The organism is Nocardioides luteus (genome assembly GCF_000960475.2).
Classification (GTDB): Bacteria; Actinomycetota; Actinomycetes; order Propionibacteriales; family Nocardioidaceae; genus Nocardioides; species Nocardioides luteus_A.
The window spans coordinates 23,343-41,641 of the sequence record NZ_JZDQ02000005.1; the positions used below are offsets into that span (position 1 = coordinate 23,343).

General features: G+C 71.1%; 16 protein-coding genes. 13 read left to right on the forward strand and 3 right to left on the reverse strand.

The features are described 5' to 3' along the window. Positions 1-89: 89 nt before the first annotated feature. The 6 genes from UG56_RS04300 to UG56_RS04325 all read left to right on the forward strand — a co-directional run bounded on the left by UG56_RS04300 (position 90) and on the right by UG56_RS04325 (position 8,977). Positions 90-2,945 (forward strand): AfsR/SARP family transcriptional regulator, encoded by a 2,856-nt coding sequence (locus tag UG56_RS04300; RefSeq protein ID WP_143054900.1) that lies wholly within the window; start codon positions 90-92, stop codon positions 2,943-2,945. Continuing rightward, complete coding sequence (locus tag UG56_RS04305; RefSeq protein WP_045548407.1) at positions 2,942-4,345, forward strand: AAA family ATPase; 1,404 nt, start codon at positions 2,942-2,944, stop codon at positions 4,343-4,345. The genes UG56_RS04300 and UG56_RS04305 overlap by 4 nt, the downstream gene beginning before the upstream one ends. Before the next feature lie 110 nt (positions 4,346-4,455). Next, the gene (locus tag UG56_RS04310; protein WP_045548408.1) at positions 4,456-6,471 is read left to right on the forward strand and encodes a vWA domain-containing protein; all 2,016 of its coding nucleotides are present in this window, start codon (positions 4,456-4,458) and stop codon (positions 6,469-6,471) included. 59 nt (positions 6,472-6,530) lie between these two features. Continuing rightward, positions 6,531-7,310: a TSUP family transporter gene (locus UG56_RS04315; RefSeq protein WP_045548409.1), complete on the forward strand. Its 780-nt coding sequence runs from the start codon at positions 6,531-6,533 to the stop codon at positions 7,308-7,310. Position 7,311: 1 nt separating this feature from the next. After that, the gene (locus UG56_RS04320) at positions 7,312-7,941 is read left to right on the forward strand and encodes a YigZ family protein (RefSeq protein WP_045548410.1); all 630 of its coding nucleotides are present in this window, start codon (positions 7,312-7,314) and stop codon (positions 7,939-7,941) included. Between the two features lie 43 nt (positions 7,942-7,984). Continuing rightward, on the forward strand, positions 7,985-8,977 hold the full coding sequence (locus UG56_RS04325) for a GNAT family N-acetyltransferase (RefSeq protein WP_256206426.1): 993 nt from the start codon (positions 7,985-7,987) through the stop codon (positions 8,975-8,977). Positions 8,978-8,988: 11 nt separating this feature from the next. On the opposite strand, the gene UG56_RS04330 is transcribed toward UG56_RS04325, so the two are convergent. Then, positions 8,989-9,792 (reverse strand): SDR family oxidoreductase, encoded by an 804-nt coding sequence (locus UG56_RS04330; protein WP_045548412.1) that lies wholly within the window; start codon positions 9,790-9,792, stop codon positions 8,989-8,991. On the opposite strand from UG56_RS04330, the gene UG56_RS28220 reads away from it, so the two are divergent. Continuing rightward, a complete protein-coding gene (locus UG56_RS28220; protein ID WP_177191417.1) occupies positions 9,785-9,949 on the forward strand; it encodes a hypothetical protein in 165 nt (54 codons plus the stop codon). The genes UG56_RS04330 and UG56_RS28220 overlap by 8 nt on opposite strands. A 113-nt stretch (positions 9,950-10,062) precedes the next feature. On the opposite strand, the gene UG56_RS04335 is transcribed toward UG56_RS28220, so the two are convergent. Further along, positions 10,063-11,166: an NAD(P)H-dependent amine dehydrogenase family protein gene (locus UG56_RS04335; RefSeq protein WP_045548413.1), complete on the reverse strand. Its 1,104-nt coding sequence runs from the start codon at positions 11,164-11,166 to the stop codon at positions 10,063-10,065. Positions 11,167-11,242: 76 nt separating this feature from the next. On the opposite strand from UG56_RS04335, the gene UG56_RS04340 reads away from it, so the two are divergent. After that, a complete protein-coding gene (locus UG56_RS04340) occupies positions 11,243-11,782 on the forward strand; it encodes a DinB family protein (protein ID WP_045548414.1) in 540 nt (179 codons plus the stop codon). Continuing rightward, positions 11,782-12,261 carry a GNAT family N-acetyltransferase gene (locus tag UG56_RS04345; protein ID WP_045548415.1) on the forward strand — a complete coding sequence of 160 codons (480 nt, stop codon included), beginning with the start codon at positions 11,782-11,784 and terminating at the stop codon, positions 12,259-12,261. Before UG56_RS04340 ends, UG56_RS04345 begins: the two co-directional genes overlap by 1 nt. Positions 12,262-12,263: 2 nt before the next feature. On the opposite strand, the gene msrA is transcribed toward UG56_RS04345, so the two are convergent. Next, positions 12,264-12,917 carry a peptide-methionine (S)-S-oxide reductase MsrA gene (gene msrA / locus UG56_RS04350; RefSeq protein WP_045548416.1) on the reverse strand — a complete coding sequence of 218 codons (654 nt, stop codon included), beginning with the start codon at positions 12,915-12,917 and terminating at the stop codon, positions 12,264-12,266. Positions 12,918-13,020: 103 nt separating this feature from the next. Between msrA and UG56_RS04355 the strand changes: the two genes are divergently transcribed. The 4 genes from UG56_RS04355 to ilvA are packed head-to-tail and all read left to right on the forward strand — an operon-like array spanning position 13,021 to position 18,252. After that, on the forward strand, positions 13,021-14,190 hold the full coding sequence (locus tag UG56_RS04355) for a cystathionine gamma-synthase (protein WP_045548417.1): 1,170 nt from the start codon (positions 13,021-13,023) through the stop codon (positions 14,188-14,190). After that, positions 14,177-15,580, forward strand: coding sequence for a glutamate mutase L (locus UG56_RS04360; protein ID WP_045548418.1), 1,404 nt, complete (start codon positions 14,177-14,179; stop codon positions 15,578-15,580). Before UG56_RS04355 ends, UG56_RS04360 begins: the two co-directional genes overlap by 14 nt. A 10-nt stretch (positions 15,581-15,590) precedes the next feature. After that, a complete protein-coding gene (locus UG56_RS04365; RefSeq protein WP_256206427.1) occupies positions 15,591-17,039 on the forward strand; it encodes an AI-2E family transporter in 1,449 nt (482 codons plus the stop codon). Position 17,040: 1 nt separating this feature from the next. Continuing rightward, on the forward strand, positions 17,041-18,252 hold the full coding sequence (gene ilvA / locus UG56_RS04370) for a threonine ammonia-lyase (protein WP_045548420.1): 1,212 nt from the start codon (positions 17,041-17,043) through the stop codon (positions 18,250-18,252). Positions 18,253-18,299: the final 47 nt, after the last annotated feature.

Consider the following 18,299-nt stretch of genomic DNA (forward strand, 5'->3'; position numbering starts at 1 on the left):
ATCAGACCGGTCTCTTTTCCTTCCTAGAGCACGAAGGTCACGCACTATTGTTAAGGCCAGGCTCAACTCAGGAAGGCGGGGATACGTCGGTGACGGATGTGAGCATCTGTCTTCTCGGGCCGCTGCGTGTCACCCGCGCAGGGGAGCCCATCGAGGTCCCGGGACGACGTCCGCGCACCCTGCTGGCGTTGCTCGCCATGGAGGCCGGCACTCCCGTCTCCGCCGATGTTCTCGCCGACCGGATCTGGGGCGAGGAGCTCCCCGACAACCCGCGCGGCAGCCTGCACACCTACATCGGGCGGCTGCGTCGCGTGCTCGGCAAGGAGGTCGTACGCCGCGCCGCCGGTGGCTACATCCTCGATCTGCCCCGCTCCTCGGTGGACGCGCTCGCCTTCATCGACCTGCTCGACGCGGCGCAGGGACCGGAGGCCTATGCGCGGCTCGAGGAGGCCATCGAGCTGTGGCGCGCCGAGCCGTTCGACGAGTCGGCCGGCGGGTCGCTGGCCGAACGCACCCGGCCGTGGCTGGTCGACCGCTACCTCGCCGCGCTGGAGCGTCGCGCCGAGCTCGACATCGCCGCCGGCCGGGCGACCAAGGCGGTCGCCGACGTGCGCCGCGTGGTCGGCGACCACCCGCTGCGCGAGTCCCTGTGGGTGGTGATGCTGGACGCGCTGGATGCCGCGGGACGTACGGCCGAGGCGCTGGAGGCCTATGAGGAGGTCCGCTCCCGGCTGGCCGACGAGCTCGGCGCCGACCCCGGTGCGGAGCTGCGCGCGACGTTCACCCGGCTGCTGGTCGGCTCCTCGCCGGCCGTCCCGGAGGCGGAGGCCGCGCCGGGGCAGGCGACCGTGCCGGCGCAGCGGGTCTCCGAGGAGGACCTGATCCCGAGGCAGCTCCCGGCCGACATCCCCAGCTTCTCCGGGCGCGAGGCCGAGCTGCGGCTGCTGGACGCGGTCACCGTCTCCCACGACGCCGGCTGGCCGAGCGTGGTCGCCGTGCACGGCATCGGGGCGGTGGGCAAGACCGCGTTCGCGGTGCACTGGGCGCGCACCCGGACCGAGCACTTCCCCGACGGCCAGCTCTTCATCGACCTGCGCGGCTTCGGGCCGGGCGAGCCGCTCTCGCACGCCCAGGCGCTCACGACCCTGCTGATCGGGCTCGGCGTCGACGTCGCCTCGGTGCCGGCCGAGGTGGACGCGGCATCCGCCCTGCTGCGTACGACCCTCGCGCAGCGGCGCATGCTCCTCGTGCTCGACAACGCTCGCGACTCCGCGCACGTGCGGCCGCTGCTGCCGGGTGGTGACTCGCTGGTGCTGGTGACCAGCCGTAGCCAGCTGCGCGGCCTGGCCACCCGGGAGGGGGCCCGGCGGCTCGCGCTGGACACGCTGGCCCCGGAGGAGTCGGTGGCCTTCCTCCGGCAGCGGCTGATCGACCGGCCGGCGGACGAGGAGGACGTACGCGCCCTCGCGGAGCGGTGCGGACACCTGCCGCTCGCGCTCGCCGTCGCGGCCGAGCGGTGCAGCCGCTACCCGGATCTGCCGCTGACCGACCTGCTGGCCGAGCTCGACGGCGAGACCAGCCGGCTGGCCGCGCTCGAGGCGCCGCTCGATCCCATCTCCGACCTGCGCGCGGTCTTCTCCTGGTCCTACGACTCCCTCGACGAGGAGTCGCGGCGTGCCTTCCGGCTCCTCGGCCTCCGCCCCGGCCACGAGATCGGCATGCCCGCGATGGCGGCGCTCTTCGCCGTCGACATCGCCACCGCCCGGCGCCTGGTCGACAAGCTCGTCGACGCCAACCTGGTCCGTGAGCACCGCCCGGGCCGTTTCGTGCTCCACGACCTGATCCGCGACTACGCCCTGGAGATGGGCTCCGCGGAGGAGTCCGGTGAGGCGATGCTGCGGGTCGTGAGCTGGTACACCCACTCGCTGGTCGCGGCCTCCGAGGCCGGCGGTCGCCACTTCCGGCTGATGAGCCTCGACCCCGTCGTCGACGGGGTCACGCCGTTGAGCTTCGCCACGGCGCAGCAGGCCCGCGCCTGGGGAGACCGGGAGTGGCTGACCATGGGGAGCGCCGTACGCCTCGCCGTGCGCGCCGAGCTGCTCGGCCCCGCCTACCAGCTGGTCAACAAGATGTTCACCCTCTCGATGCGGCACCCACCCGCCGAGATGCTGCCCCTCCAGGAGCTCGGTCTCGACGCCGCCCTCCGCGCCGGTCAGCAGGTCGACGCCGCCTACATCCGCAACCAGGTCGGGATCAGCCGCGCGCGGGCCGGCGACCTGAGCCGGGCGATCTCGGACTTCCGTGGCGCTGCCGCGGTGTTCCGTGAGGCCGGCACCGCCGCCGGCCTGGAGATGGCGCTGTCCAACTGCGGCCAGGCGCTGAGCATGATCGGGTCCCTCGACGAAGCTGTCGCGGTCCTCGAGGAGGCGTACGCCGTCGCGGACGCGGCCGGGATGGACGACCGTGCCCGCGGCAGTCTGATCGGGCTGGCCGAGGTCTATGTCCGGATGGAGCGCTACGAGGACGCCGTGCGGCTGATCGAGGAGGAAATCGGTCACGGGCCGGTCGACGTCGACTCCTCCGCCTCGCCCCGGCTGACCCTGGTCGACGCGCTGATCGGCCTGGGCCGCTACACCGACGCCGAGACCCACCTCCGCCCGGAGCTCGCCCACCACCTCGAGGAGCGCAACCGGTGGGGCGAGGCCAACATCCTCGTACGCCGCGCCGTGATCGAGCGCGAGACCGACCGGGTCGCCCAGGCCCGGGCGACGCTCCATGAGGTGGTCGCGATCCTCGACGAGGTGGGGGAGCTCGACCGCACCGCGCTGACCCGGGAGCGGGTCGAGGAGCTGCTCGCCAGCGTCGGCTCCTCGGCATCGGAGGGCCGGGACGTCGACGCATCGGCCGCCCAGGGGTTGGGCGGCGGCGTAGCGTTGCGTCCGTGACTGCCGCACCCACGATCAGCACCCTGGGCCAGCTCCGCGCGAGTGGCCATGTGTTCAAGTCGCTCCGCGAGGAGATCCGCGACAACCTGCTGGCCAAGCTGGCAGCCGGAGAGGACCCCTGGCCCGGGCTGCACGGGCTGGAGGACACCGTCATCCCGCAGCTCGAACGTGCCCTGATCGCCGGGCACGACGTCGTCCTGCTCGGCGAGCGCGGCCAGGGCAAGACCAGGCTGCTGCGTACGTTGGTGGGGTTGCTCGACGAGTGGACCCCGGTCATCGAGGGGTCCGAGCTCGGTGAGCACCCCTACGAGCCGGTCTCGGTCGGCTCCCAGCGGCTGGCGGCGACCGCCGGTGACGCGCTGCCGGTCGCGTGGAAGCACCGCTCCGAGCGCTACGCGGAGAAGCTGGCCACCCCCGACACCTCGGTCGCCGACCTGATCGGCGACGTCGACCCGATGAAGGTCGCCGAGGGGCGCTCGCTGGGCGACCCGGAGACGATCCACTTCGGCCTGATCCCACGCTCCCACCGCGGCATCGTCGCGATCAACGAGCTGCCCGACCTGGCCGAGCGGATCCAGGTGGCGATGCTCAACGTGATGGAGGAGCGCGACATCCAGATCCGTGGCTACGTGCTGCGGCTGCCGCTCGATCTCCTGGTCGTGGCCTCGGCGAACCCGGAGGACTACACCAACCGCGGCCGGATCATCACGCCGTTGAAGGACCGTTTCGGCGCCGAGATCCGCACCCACTACCCGCGCGAGCTCGCCGCGGAGATGGCGGTCATCCGGCAGGAGGCCGCGCTGGTCGCCGACGTACCCGACCATCTGCTCGAGATTCTCGCCGTCTTCACCCGCCACCTGCGTGCATCCTCTGCGGTCGACCAGCGTTCCGGCGTCTCGGCGCGCTTCTCGATCGCGGGCGCCGAGACGGTCGCCGCCGCGGCGCTGCACCGCGCCACCGTGGCGGGCGAGCCCGAAGCGGTCGCTCGTCTCGTCGACATCGAGACCGCCGTCGAGGTGCTCTCCGGCAAGATCGAGTTCGAGTCCGGCGAGGAGGGCCGTGAGGCCGAGATCCTCACCCACCTGCTGCGTACGGCCATCGCCGAGACCGTCCGCAAGTCCTTCCGGGGCCTCGACTTCGCGCTGCTCATCGACGCCATCGAGGACGGCCGCATGGTCACCACCGGCACCAAGGTCTCCGCCCGCGCCTTCCTGGAGGGCCTCCCCGTCCTGGGCGAGTCCGACCTCTACGACCAGATCGGCGACCGCGTCTACGAGGCCACCGGCGGCCCCCAGAACGACGGCCAGCTGGCCAGCGCCATCGAGCTCGCCCTGGAGGGCCTGTTCCTGGCCAGAAAGATCGGCAAGGACACGGCAGATGGCGAGACGATCTATGGCTGAGCCGGGAGGCGTCAGCCGCGGGTAACACGTCGTTCGTAGGACTACTCGCCCTATCAGAACGACCGGATAGACCTACGAACAGGGTGTTACACGCGTTGAGGAGCACCACGATGAGCCGCTACAAGAAGTACGCCGGGGGCGACCCGCTCGCTCCGCCGGTCGACATCGCCGAGGCGCTGGACGCGATCGGCGAGGACGTGATGTCCGGCTACTCGCCCGAGCGCGCGATGCGGGAGTTCCTGCGGCGCGGGGGACAGGACCAGCGCGGGCTCGACGACCTCGCCCGGCAGGTCGCCGAGAGGCGCCGCGAGCTGCTGCAGCGCCACAACCTCGACGGCACGCTCCAGCAGGTGCGTGAGCTGCTGGACAAGGCGGTGCTCGAGGAGCGCAAGCAGCTGGCCCGTGACGTCACCATGGACGACGGCGATCGCGCGTTCCGGGAGATGCAGATCGACAACCTCTCGCCGAACACCGCGGCGGCGGTCAGCGAGCTCTCCTCCTACGACTGGGCATCGCGCGAGGCTCGTGAGGCCTACGAGGAGATCAAGGACCTGCTCGGCCGCGAGATCCTCGACCAGCGGTTCGCCGGGATGAAGCAGGCGCTCGAAGGGGCCACCGACGAGGACCGCGAGGCGATCGCGGAGATGCTGCGCGACCTCAACGCGCTCCTCGACAAGCACAACCGCGGTGAGGACACCGACGCCGACTTCGACGAGTTCATGGCCAAGCACGGCCAGTACTTCCCCGAGAACCCGCAGAACATCGACGAGCTGCTCGACACCCTCGCGCAGCGCTCGGCGGCCGCCCAGCGGATGCTGAACTCGATGTCGGCCGAGCAGCGGCGCGAGCTGATGGAGCTCTCCGCGCAGGCGTTCGGTTCGCCCGCGCTGATGGAGCAGATGGCGCAGCTCGATGCCAACCTGCAGGCGGCGCGGCCCGGCGAGGACTGGTACGGCTCCGAGGAGTTCGGCGGCGGTGAGGGCCTCGGTCTCGGCGACGGCACCGGCGTGCTGCAGGACATCGCCGAGCTCGACCAGCTCTCCGAGCAGCTCCAGCAGTCCTACGCCGGGAGCCGGCTCGACGACATCGACCTCGACGCGCTCTCCCGCCAGCTCGGCGACCAGGCCGCGGTCGACGCGCGCACCCTGCAGGAGCTCGAGCAGGCGCTGCGCGACTCCGGCCAGCTTGAACGCGGCTCCGACGGCGATCTGCGGCTGACCCCGAAGGCGATGCGCCAGCTCGGCAAGGCCCTGCTCCGCGACGTCGCGAAGCGGCTCTCCGGCCGACAGGGCGAACGCGACCTGCAGCGCGCCGGTGCGGCGGGCGACCTCTCCGGCTCCTCACGGCCCTGGGCCTTCGGCGACACGGAACCCTGGGACGTACCTCGCACGATCACGAACGCCGTCATCCGTGAGGTCGGCGAGGGCCGCCGCGGCCCGGGTGTCCGGCTGACCGTCGACGACATCGAGGTGCAGGAGACGGAGGCGCGTACGCAGGCAGCGGTCGCCCTCCTGGTCGACACCAGCTTCTCGATGGCGATGGATGGCCGCTGGGTGCCGATGAAGCGCACCGCGCTGGCCCTGCACACCCTGATCCGGAGCCGTTTCCGCAACGACGACCTGCAGCTGATCTCGTTCGGGCGCTACGCCCAGACGATGGAGATCGAGAAGCTCACCGCCCTCGACGCGATCTGGGACAAGGGCACCAACCTGCACCACGCGCTGCTGCTGGCCAACCGGCACTTCCGCAAGCACCCCGGTGCCCAGCCGGTGCTCCTGATCGTGACCGACGGCGAGCCCACCGCCCACCTGGAGCCCGGCGGCGACGTCTGGTTCTCCTACCCGCCGCACCCGGTGACGATCGCGCGGTCCGTCGAGGAGCTGGAGAACTCCCGGCGCCTCGGCGCCCAGACGACCTTCTTCCGCCTCGGCGACGATCCCGGCCTGGCCCGCTTCATCGACTCCATGGCCCGCCGGGTCGAGGGGCGCGTCGTCGCGCCCGAGCTGGACGACCTCGGTGCCGCCGTGGTCGGCTCCTATCTGGGCGACAGGACGGCGCGGCGTACGTCGAACTCCTACGGCGGCTATCCGGACGCGTTCGGGGGTCGTGGCTGGTGGGCCGGCTGAGCGGCTGTGAACGCTCACCGAGTTAACTCGGTGAGCATCCGGCCGCGTAGCCTGCGCTCGTGCCCGAGGAGACGCTGAACGTACTTGCCCTTCTCGCCCTCGCGGCGCTGGCCGCCGGCTACGTGGACGCGGTGGTCGGCGGGGGCGGGCTGATCCAGCTGCCGGCGCTGCTGCTGTTCATGCCCGGTGCCGCGCCGGTGCAGATCCTGGCGACCAACAAGCTGGCCTCGGTCTTCGGCACCTCGATCAGCGCCGCGACCTACTACCGGCGGGTGGGGCCGGACCCGAAGACCTTCGTCCCGCTGATGATCCTCGCGTTCGCGGGCTCTGCTCTGGGGGCGGGGGTGGCGTCGTACCTGCCGGCGGAGGTCTTCGAGCCGATCGTCCTGGTCGCGCTGATCCTCGTCGGTGCGTGGGTGCTCTTCAAGCCGTCGCTGGGGGAGGCGACCGAGCTGAGGTACGACGGTCACCGGCACCTGATCGGGGCGATGGTGGTCGGGTTCGCGGTCGGCTTCTACGACGGCGCCCTCGGCCCCGGGACCGGCAGCTTCCTGGTGATCGGCCTCGTCGGCCTCCTCGGCTACTCCTTCCTCGAGGCGAGCGCGAAGGCGAAGATGGCCAACGTCGCCACCAACCTCGCCGCCCTGGTCGTCTTCGTGCCGCAGGGCGCGGTGCTGTGGAAGACCGGCCTGGTGATGGGCGTGTGCAACCTGATCGGTGGCTACCTCGGGGCACGGACGGCGGTGGCGAAGGGCGCGGGGTTCGTACGTGTCTTCTTCATCGTCGTGGTCGCCGGGTTCATCGTCCGCATCGGCGGCAGCGTGCTCGGGATCTGGTGAGATGATCGGATACCTCACCATCGCCCGCGACGGCGCCGCCGAGATCGAGGAGAAGCGCTCGCGGTTCCTGTGCACCCTCGCCCGGGTCGAGAGCGAGGGCGACGCCCGGGAGGTGGTCGAGCGGCTGCGCCGACAGCACTGGGACGCCCGCCACACCTGCTCCGCCTTCCGGATCGGTCCGCCGCCGCAGCCGGTCGAGCGCTCCAACGACGACGGCGAGCCCGCCGGCACCGCCGGCGCCCCGATGCTCGAGGTCCTTCGCGGCGCTGGGGTCTCGGACACCGTCGCCGTGGTGACCCGCTGGTTCGGCGGGACGCTGCTCGGCGCGGGCGGTCTCGTCCGGGCCTACTCCGACGCCGTCCGGACCGCGCTGGGCGAGGTCGGGACGCTCCGGCGAGAGCTCGTCCGGGAGTATTCGATCGAGGCCCCGTACGACGCCGCCGGCCGCCTCGAGACCGACCTGCGATCCTCCGGCGTGGCCGTCCTCGACACCGCCTACGGCGCCGCCGTGACCCTGCGGATCGGGGCCCCGCCAGCCCAGGAGAAACGCCTCGAAGCGCTCGTCGCGGAGCTCACCGCGGGTGCGTCTGTGCTGGTCCCGGGCACGGACCAGTGGGTCGACCTTCCCTGACGTTTGGGAGAATGGGTGGGTGAGCGACCATAGCGAGACGCCCGTGGAACTCCCTACCGGATGGACGACGAAGGTCCCCGACCTCGACGATCTACCCGCTCTTCTGAGGCTCCGAGCAGCCGACAAGACACCCTTCGAAGGGTCTGGAAAGGTCGACGCGGACGCCATCACCGGCGAGATCGCCGGCCCCGCCTCCTGGACCCGCCAGCAGCTCGTCGCGATCGACCCCGAGGGCGACATCCGCGCCTGGGCCATCGCCCACGATCGCGCCGCCGGACGCACCCTCGTCTACCTCTACGTCGACCGGACCGTCACCCAGGCGGCCGAGGTCGCGGCCGGGCTCTACGCCTGGCTCGAGGAGCAGGGCCGGGCGATGGCCGAGCTGCGCGGCATCACCGAGTCCCACCTCGACGCCAGCCCGTTCGCCGACGACACCGTGCAGCGTGAGTGGCTGGCGGCGGCCGAGTTCACCAACAGGCGCACCTGGCTGCACATGAGCCGCCCGGTGCTGCCCGACGAGACCGTGCCCCCGCTCCGCGAGGGCGTGACCATCCGGCCGGTCGAGACCCACGAGAACGGGATGCCCGTCGCAGCCGACCTGCAGACGGTCCACCAGACCCTCGAGGAGTCCTTCCAGGACCACTTCAACTCCTACCGGGAGAGCTTCCCGGAGTTCGTACAGCGCCTCCGCGAGGACCCCGGCCACCGCTGGGACCACTGGTGGCTCGCGTACGTCGACACGCCTGAGGGTGAGCTGCCGGCCGGCTCGCTGGTCGCCTCGGTGCTACCCGCCAACGCGGCCGGGGTCGAGGGGACCTACGTCGAGTACATCGGCGTCAACCGCAACGCCCGCGGCCGCGGGGTGGCCAAGGGGCTGCTCCACGCCGTCATCGGCGACGCGATCGAGCGCGGCCGGGACCGGGTTTCGCTCGAGGTCGACGCCGACAGCCCGACCGGGGCCGACGGGCTCTACAAGTCGATGGGCTGGGTGACCGACTACGTCACCGAGTCCTGGCACAAGGACGTCACCGTCTGATTGGCTGACGATCAGGCGCCGACGTCGGGGAGCTTGAGGTCCAGCGTCGGCGCCTCGGTGCCGCCGTCGACCTCGAGCAGCTTCCCGGTGACGAACTGTCCGGCCCGCGAGGTCAGGTAGACCGCCGCGGCGGCGATGTCCTCCGCCTCTCCGATCCGTCCGAGCGGAGTCTTCGCCTCGATCTCGCCGCGCATGGTCTCGTCGCCGGCGACGAACTCGAGGGCGCTGGTCAGCACCGATCCCACGAAGATGCCGTTCACCCGGATCCGCGGTGCCAGGTCGGTCGCGGCCAGCCTGGTCCAGTGCGCCAGCGCCGCCTTCGCGGTCCCGTAGGCGAGATAGCCGCGCCCGGCGGTCCGTCCCATCATCGAGCTGATCGACACCACCGACTGCTGCCCGTCCGGGCTCTTCACCATGTACGGCACCGCCGCCCGCGTCAGCGCGTGCGCCGTGGTCACGTTGAAGTGGAAGGCCTCCTCGAGATAGGCCTCGTCGGTGTCGAGGAACGTGTTCGGGATCGTCCCGCCGACGTTGTTGACCACGATGTCGAGACGCCCGAACTCCTCGTACGCCTGCTCCGCCAGCCCCGCCGTCGCAGCCGTGTCGGCCAGGTCCGCCGGCACCACCAGTGCCCGCCGCCCCGCCGCCTCGACCTTCTCGGCGACCTCGCGGAGCTGCCGCTCCGTCCGCGACGCGATCACCACGTCCGCCCCGGCCTCCGCCAGCGCCACCGCCGTCGCCGCCCCGATCCCGCGTCCCGCCCCCGTCACGACCGCCACGTGGTCGGTCAATCTGAACCGTTCGAGAATGCTCATCCGTTTCCTCCATGTCGAGACGTCCGGCCGGTCGGCCGAGACGTCGCTTGCGCTGGCCGAGACGTCAGTGGCGTCGGCCGAGACGTCACGTGCGTCGGCCGAAGCGTCGCTCCGGTTGGCCGAGGCGTCGCTTGCGTCGGCCGAGATGGCTTCGTGACGTGTCGACCGACGTACGTGACGTGTCGACCGACGTAGGTGACGCTTCGGCCGGCGCGAGTGACGTGTCGCCCGGCGTACCTGACGCCTCGGCCGACCGTAGTGACGTCTCGCTCATCGGGTGACGAGGCCGCGGCCGGTGATCAGGGGGAGGTCGAGGGGAGAGACGAGGCCGGGGGAGGCGGCGACGACGGCCGGGATGGCGTTGACCAGGCGCTGGGCGGTGACGATCATCCCGGAGACGTTGTGGTCGCCATGCTCGCCGTGGTGGCTGAGCTCGAGGGTCATCGACGGCTCGCCGGTGATCTCGATCCGGTAGCAGCCGTCGCCGGTCGCTGGGACCGGCCAGTCGGGGTCGGAGGCGGCATCGGTGCGGGTCACGTGCTCCAGGGTGATGCGCGGGACGCCGTCGACGGTGCCGGTGACGGTGAAACGTACGGAGCCCTGGGTGCCCTCGGCGATGTCCACCGACACCGTCTTGGTGTCCTGAGCGGCCGGGCGGCGCTCGACGTGCTCGACGAGCGGCTCGTCGAGGGTCACCCCGAGGCCGGCGGCGAGCACCCGGACGACAGGTCCCCACGCCGTGCTCAGCACCCCCGGCTCCCACAGGAACGGCTTGTCCTCCAGCGAGCCCCCGAAGCCGAAGAGGTCCTTCATCACGACCGGCTGGAAGTACGTCGAGTAGTCGGCGATCTCCGACACCTTGAGGTGATCGATCCGCTGCGACAGCGACGTCAGCACCAGCGGCAGTACGTCGTTGGCGAAGCCCGGATCGATGCCGTTGACGTGCAGCGACGCACCGCCCTCCTGCCCGGCCTCGTCGATGCCCGCGATCATCTCGTCCGGCAGCGTCCCCTGCGGGTGCACCAGGATCACCGGCCCGGAGGAGACGACGTTGACCCCGTCCCGGATCAGCCCGGTCAGGTCCTCGATCGCCTCGAACACCCGGTCGTCGGTCATCGCCGCGTGCACGACGCAGTCCGGCGCCAGCGCGAGCAGCTCGTCACGCGACGTGGTGGCCACGACCCCCAGCTCACGACCCAGCCCCGCCAGCTCCCCGGCGTCGACGCCGGCCTTCGCCGGCGTCGAGGTCCAGACCCCGACCAGCTCCAGGTCGGGATGGGCGTCGACCCCCGCGATCGCATGACGCCCCACCGTCCCGGTGGACCAGACGACGACTCGGAGCGGCTTCTCGGGACTCTCGACGGCGAAGGTCATGCGCCAAATCTAGAACGCGTTTCAGTTTCGCGAAAGTGATTCGCCGCGGAAACTCTCCGTCGCTACGTTGGCGACCATGACCGAGGCACTCTTCGAGGACACCCGCCATCCGACCGGCGCACCCTATGTCGCGGACGAGTCCACGACCCTGCGCACGTTCCTCGACTTCCACCGGGCCACCCTGCTCCGGCAGGCCGCGGGCCTCGACCACGAGCAGCTCAACCGGCCCTTCCCGCCGACGACCATGACGCTGGCCGGGCTCCTCAAGCACATGGCGTTCGTGGAGGACATCTGGTTCGGCGTACGCCTGGCCGGCAACGTCCCCTCCGCGCCGTTCGACACGGCTCCCTGGGACGACGACCAGGACTGGGACTTCACCAGCGCCTCCGAAGACGACCCCGAGGCGCTGCGCAGCCTGCTCCGCGACGCGATCGCTCGCTCCAACCAGCTCATCGACGCCGCCGGCTCCCTCGACCGCATCGCGGTGGGACGGACACGGGACGGCCAGGAGATCAGTCTGCGCTGGATCCTGGTCCACATGATCGAGGAGTACGCCCGCCACTGCGGCCACGCCGACCTCATGCGCGAGGCCATCGACGGAAGGACGGACATCTGATGCGGATCCGCGAGGCGACGGCCGTGGACTGGCCGCACATCTACCCGTTCTGGTCCGAGATCGTGGCGGCGGGGGAGACCTATGCCTACCCCGAAGGCCTCACCTCCGAGGAGGCCAAAGACCTGTGGATGTATGACCACGTCGTCGTCGCGGTCGAGGGCGACCAGATCCTCGGCAGCGCCAAGATGGGCCCCAACCGCCCCGGCCGCGGCAGTCACATCGGCACCGCCTCGTTCATGGTCTCCCCGGAGGCCCGCGGCAAGGGCGTCGGCCGGGCCCTCGGCGACTACTGCGTGAGCTGGCACAAGGACAACGGCTTCCACGGCATCCAGTTCAACGCCGTCGTGGAGACCAACATCACCGCCGTACGCCTGTGGCAGTCTCTCGGCTTCCAGATCATCGGGACCGTCCCGGACGCGTTCGACTCGAGGTCGCACGGCCGGGTCGGCCTCCACGTGATGTATCTGCCGCTGACCTGACCTCAGGCGGTCTGCGGGAAGGGGATCCCCGTGTTCGCGTGGCAGCGGTAGCCGTTGGGCACGCGGTCGAGGTACTGCTGGTGTGCGGGCTCGGCGGCGTAGAAGGTCGGGACCTCGCGGATCTCGGTGGTGATCTCGCCGTAGCCACGCTTGGTGATCTCGTCGCCGTAGATCTTGGTCAGCTCCTCAGCGGTCTGCCGCTGCGCGTCGGAGGTGTAGTAGAGCGCCGAGCGGTACTGCGTACCGACGTCGTTGCCCTGCCGCATCCCCTGCGTCGGGTCGTGCACCTCGAAGAACTTCTTGACGAGGTCCGCGTAGGACACGACCTTCGGGTCGAAGACGACCCGGACCGCCTCGGTGTGGTTGGTCTGACCGCTGCAGACCTCCTCGTAGGTCGGGTTGGCGGTGGTGCCGCCCTGATACCCGACGGCGGTCGAGTAGACCCCCGGCGTCTGCCAGAAGATCTCCTCGGCGCCCCAGAAACAACCGAGGCCGAAGTACGCCACCTCGGACCCCTCCGGAGCGGTCCCGTCCTCGGGGGAGGCGAGCAGGGGAGTGCCGAGGACCCGGTGCTTCGCAGGCAGCTCGAAGAGCGCCTGGTCGCGCCCGGCGAGCGTGCGGTCCTCGGGGAAGAGCTGAGTCGGTCGGCCGAACATGCGGAACCTCCAGTGGTCGGGATATCTACCAGTCTCCAACACAGTTCGACGCGCGAACGTTCCCGGATGGGCCGCGCGACGAGATCGGACGTAGGCTCGGACCGTGAGCGAGCAGCAGCACCTCGGCAAGGCCGGATTCGAGACCAAGGCGATCCACGCGGGCTACGAGCCCGACCCGACCACGGGTGCGGTGATCCCGCCGATCTACGCCACCACGACCTACAAGCAGGACGGCGTCGGCGGCCTGCGCAACGGCTATGAGTACAGCCGCTCGGCCAACCCGACCCGCACCGCGCTCGAGGGCGCCCTGGCGGCGGTCGAGGACGGCGAGAAGGGGTTCGCCTTCGCCTCCGGTCTGGCGGCCGAGGACACCCTGATCCGCAGCCTGATGCGGCCCGGCGACCACATGGTCATCCCCGACGACGCCTACGGCGGCACCCACCGCCTCATCGACAAGGTCGAGAGCCAGTGGGGCATCGCGCACACGCCGGCGCAGGTCGCCGACGTCGACGCGGTCGCGGCCGCGATCCAGCCCGGCAAGACCAAGGTGGTCTGGGTCGAGACGCCGACCAACCCGCTGCTCAACATCGCCGACATCTCCGCGATCGCCACGGTCGCCCACGAGGCCGGCGCGCGACTGGTGGTCGACAACACCTTCGCCAGCCCCTACCTGCAGCAGCCGCTCACCCTCGGCGCCGACGTCGTGGTGCACTCCACGACGAAGTACGTCGGTGGCCACTCCGACGTCGTCGGTGGTGCCGTGGTCGTCCGCGACCTGGAGATCGCCGAGAAGATCGGCTACCTGCAGAACGCCGCCGGCGCGATCGCCGACCCCTTCGGCGCCTGGCTGACGCTGCGCGGTCTCAAGACCCTGGCCGTACGCATGGACCGCCACTGCGACAACGCCGAGCGCGTCGCCGACTTCCTGACCTCGCACCCGAAGGTCGGCGAGGTCCTCTACCCCGGTCTGGAGACCCACCCCGGCCACACCGTCGCCCAGAAGCAGATGAAGCGCTTCGGCGGCATGGTCTCCTTCCGGGTGACCGGTGGCGAGGCCCAGGCGCTCGCGGTGTGCGAGCGCACCAAGATCTTCACGCTGGGCGAGTCGCTCGGCGGTGTGGAGAGCCTGATCGAGCACCCGGGCAGGATGACCCACGCCTCCGTCGCGGGCACCGACCTGGAGGTCCCCGCCGACCTGGTGCGGATCTCCGTCGGGATCGAGTACGCCGAGGACCTGGTCGCGGACCTCGAGCAGGCCCTTGACCAGAGCTGATGCGAAGCAAGCGGGGAGCGTAGCGACCGACGCTGCCGCCCCGCAGACCGCCGTCTGCGTCGACTTCGGCTCCACCTGGACCAAGGCGCTCCACGTCGACCTCGTCTCGGGCGAGGTCCTCGGCTCGGCGAGCGCGCCGACGTCGCTGCACGAGGTGATGGAGGCGTACGACGCCTGCCTGGCGACGCTCACCGAGAAGGACGCCCGGGCGGCGACCGCGGAGGTCCTGGCCTGCTCGTCGGCGGGCGGCGGGCTCCGGATCGCCGTGGTCGGCAACGAGGAGCTGGTGACCGCCGAGGCCGGGCGGCGGGTGGCACTGTCCAGCGGCGGCAAGGTCGTCGCGGTGGTCGCGACCGCGGGTCGTGAAGCCGAGAGTGACCTGGGGGCCACGTTGAGCTTCACGACCCCGGACCTGGTGCTGCTCACCGGCGGCACCGACGGGGGCAACCGGGAGGCCATCGTCTCCGCCGCTCGCGAGCTGGCCGCGGCCGGCTGGCGCGGGCCGGTGGTCGTTGCCGGCAACCGTGACGCGAACCCCGAGATCGACGAGATCCTGGCCGACGTACCCCATGTGACCTGCGACAACGTCGTTCCCAAGATCGGCGTGCTCGCGCCCGAGAGCGCCCGCGCGGCGGTTCGGGAGATGTTCCTCGAGCACGTGATCGGCGGCAAGAACCTCAGCAGCCGGGCCGACTTCCGGCGGATCGTCCAGGGTGCCACCCCCGATGTCGTGCTGCAGGGCGTCGAGACGCTGGCCGAGGTGCTCGGCGAGGACGTCGTCGTGGTGGACGTCGGCGGCGCCACCACCGACGTGCACAGCGTGGTCCGCCCCGACCCCGAGGCCGAGCACGTCCGCGAGGAGGTCGTGGCCGTCACCCCGGTGACCCGGACGGTCGAGGGCGATCTCGGCATGCGCTGGTCGGCGACCACGACCCTCGAGGCGGCCGACCACTCCGACCCGAGCCTCGCCGAGTCGGACCTCTCCGGCGAGGTCGAGCACCGGCGCAACCACCCCGACTGGCTGCCCCGCACCGAGCAGGACAAGGACATCGACGAGCTCCTGGCGAGGATCGCGATCTGCACCGCCCTGCAGCGGCACGCGGGACGCTCCCGCGTGGTCCTCTCACCACAGGGGAAGGTCATCGAGCGCACCGGCACCGACCTGCGCCGGGTCGGCGTGATGATCGGCTCCGGAGGCGTCCTGCGGCACGGTCGTGAGGGCATCGAGGAACGGGTGATGCGCTGGTCGCTCCGCGGTGGATGGCAGCTCCCGGAGGCGCCGCTGCGGGCCGTCGACAGCGACTACGTGCTCGCCGCGGTGGGCCTGCTCGCGCGGTCGCACCCGGCCACGGCACGGCACCTTGCGACCCACCTCACGCCCTCCCGGTAGCCTCTGTCAGGTGACGGATCAGGGGGATGCACCCGGGGGCGAGAAGTCGACCGCGAAGGATGGCTTCGAGCGGGTGACAGGGGCGTTCAGGCGTAACCGCGAGGCGCGTGAGGCGCATCGTCATGCCCAGGAGGAGGCCGACGCGCGCGAGTCCGCAGAGGTGGCCAAGGAGGCCGCCGCGGAGGCCCGCGAGTCGGCCGAGAACTTCGCGCTGCGCCTGGTCAACCAGTTCGAGCGCCTGCGCGAGGAACGCCAGGAGCAGCTGGCCGCGCCCGAGCCGGTGACCGCTCCGGCCTCGGTGAGCCGGACCCACGTCCCCTACGGCGTCGAGCTGGCGGCCCAGTGGGGCTGGCGGTTCCTGGTGATCGTCGCCGCCGGCTATCTGATCGTCCGCGCCCTCGGTTTCCTCAGCATCGTCGTGATCCCCGTGGTCATCGCGCTGCTGATCGCCGCCCTCGTCTCCCCGGTCGTCAACGGCCTGGGCCGGATCGGGCTGAAGCGCAGCGTCTCGGCGCTCTTCGTGGTGATCGGCGTGCTCGTGGCGGTCATCGCCATGCTGAGCTTCGCCGGCACCCAGGTCGCCAACGGCTTCAACGACCTCGCCGGGCAGACCGTCAAGGCGCTCGACGAGATCCGCGACTGGCTGATCAACGGTCCGTTCCACGCGAGCGAGACCCAGATCGACACCTGGCTCAACACGGTGCAGACCACGGTGGAGGACTGGGCGGCGGCCTATGCCTCCAACCCGTTCTCCCGGGTCAGCGAGGTCGGTGGGGTGGCCCTCGACGTCTTCGCCGGCCTGTTCATCGTGCTCTTCTCCACCTACTTCTTCTGCGCCGAGGGCGAGCGGATCTGGGGCTGGCTGGTCAGGCTCGCGCCGCGCGCCGCGCGCAGCCGGATGGACAGCTCGGGCCGGGTCGCGTGGGTCTCGCTGACCCAGTTCACCCGGGCCACGGTCATCGTGGCCGCGGTCGACGCGGTCGGCATCATGATCATCGCCGCTGCGCTGCGGGTCCCGTTCGTGGTCGCGATCGGCGTGCTCGTCTTCCTGAGCTCGTTCGTGCCCCTGGTCGGCGCCACCGTCGCCGGTGCGGTCGCCGTGCTCGTCGCGCTCGTCTCCCAGGGCCCGGTGACGGCGCTGCTCATGCTTGGTGGTGTGATCCTGGTCCAGCAGCTCGAGGCGCACGGCCTCCAGCCGTTCCTGCTCGGCCGCTGGGTCCGGGTCCACCCGCTCGGCGTCATCCTCGCGGTCGCCACCGGCATCGTGCTCGGTGGCGTGGCCGGTGCGCTCGTGGCCGTGCCGCTGGTGGCGGCCCTCAACGCGGTGGCCAACCACCTGACCGCGGTTCCGGCCACGACGCCGGACACGACCGCTCCGCCGACGTCGCCACCGCCTCCGATACCGGCCAGCGGCCCGACCTCACCACCCCCACCGAGCCCAGGAGCAGGCGGTGCCTGAGATGCACGCTCAGCCGACGTACGACGACATCCTCGAGGCCCGCGAGCTGCTGCGTGGCCACATCACCGAGACCCCGGTCCAGGGAGCCCGCTGGCTCACCGACATGGTCGGGGACACGGTCATCCTCAAGTGCGAGAACCTGCAGCGTACGGGCTCCTTCAAGGCCCGCGGAGCATTCGTACGCATCGCCCGGCTCTCCGAGGAGGAGCGCAAGAACGGGGTGGTGGCCGCCAGTGCGGGCAACCACGCGCAGGGCGTCGCGCTGGCCGCGACCAGCCTCGGCATCCCGTCCACCGTGTTCATGCCCGAGGGCGCGCCGATCCCCAAGGAGAAGGCGACCCGTGCCTACGGCGCGGAGGTGATCTTCGAGGGGCAGTACGTCGACCAGTGCCTCGATGCCGCGATGGCCTTCGCCGAGCGCACCGGCGCCGTCATGATCCACCCCTTCGACCACCCCGACGTCGTCGCCGGCCAGGGCACGATCGGCCTCGAGATCCTCGAGCAGGCTCCGGACGTGAAGACGGTCGTCATCCCGCTCGGCGGGGGCGGCCTGCTCGCCGGCGCGGCGCTCGCGATCAAAGCGAAGCACCCCGACGTGAAGGTGGTCGGTGTGCAGGCGGAGACCGCCGCCGCCTACCCGGTCTCGCTGCGCGAGGGCCGCCCGATCCGGCTCGACAAGATGCCGACGATGGCCGACGGCATCGCCGTCGGTCTGCCGGGGGAGACCAACTTCCCGATGATCCAGGCCTACGTCGACGAGATCCGCACGGTCTCGGAGGAGGCGATCTCGGGCGCGCTGCTGGCGCTGGCCGAGCGGGCCAAGCTCGTCGTCGAGCCCGCCGGCGCGGTCGGCGTGGCGGCGCTGATGGACGCCCCCGAGGCCTTCGAGGGCCCGGTCGTGGTGGTGCTCTCCGGCGGCAACATCGATCCGCTGCTGCTCAGCAAGGTGATCCAGCACGGCATGACGCTGGCCGGACGCTACCTCCCGGTCGCGGTGACGATCCCCGACCAGCCCGGAGCGCTGGCCACCCTGCTGTCGGTGATCGGTGACACCGGGGCCAACGTCATGGAGGTCGTACACTCGCGCACCAACCCCGGGCTGCGACTCGCCGAGGTCGTCGTGCAGCTCCAGCTGGAGACACGCGGCCAGAACCACGCCGAGCGAGTGCTCGAACAGCTGCGTAGCAAGGGATATCCCGCGATCAGTCCCTGACGTTCCGGGGAACGGTCCCGAGGCCGGATTGCGCAACGTTTCGGTCG

What these genes read in the sequence shown, in the direction of transcription:
- UG56_RS04310 (WP_045548408.1), top strand. Translation starts at nt 4,456, where the DNA reads ATGAGCCGCTACAAGAAGTACGCCGGGGGCGACCCGCTCGCTCCGCCG.
- UG56_RS04320 (WP_045548410.1), top strand. Translation starts at nt 7,312, where the DNA reads ATGATCGGATACCTCACCATCGCCCGCGACGGCGCCGCCGAGATCGAG.
- UG56_RS28220 (WP_177191417.1), top strand. Translation starts at nt 9,785, where the DNA reads ATGCTCATCCGTTTCCTCCATGTCGAGACGTCCGGCCGGTCGGCCGAG.
- UG56_RS04330 (WP_045548412.1), bottom strand. Translation starts at nt 9,792, where the DNA reads ATGAGCATTCTCGAACGGTTCAGATTGACCGACCACGTGGCGGTCGTG.
- UG56_RS04335 (WP_045548413.1), bottom strand. Translation starts at nt 11,166, where the DNA reads ATGACCTTCGCCGTCGAGAGTCCCGAGAAGCCGCTCCGAGTCGTCGTC.
- UG56_RS04340 (WP_045548414.1), top strand. Translation starts at nt 11,243, where the DNA reads ATGACCGAGGCACTCTTCGAGGACACCCGCCATCCGACCGGCGCACCC.
- UG56_RS04345 (WP_045548415.1), top strand. Translation starts at nt 11,782, where the DNA reads ATGCGGATCCGCGAGGCGACGGCCGTGGACTGGCCGCACATCTACCCG.
- msrA (WP_045548416.1), bottom strand. Translation starts at nt 12,917, where the DNA reads ATGTTCGGCCGACCGACTCAGCTCTTCCCCGAGGACCGCACGCTCGCC.
- ilvA (WP_045548420.1), top strand. Translation starts at nt 17,041, where the DNA reads ATGCACGCTCAGCCGACGTACGACGACATCCTCGAGGCCCGCGAGCTG.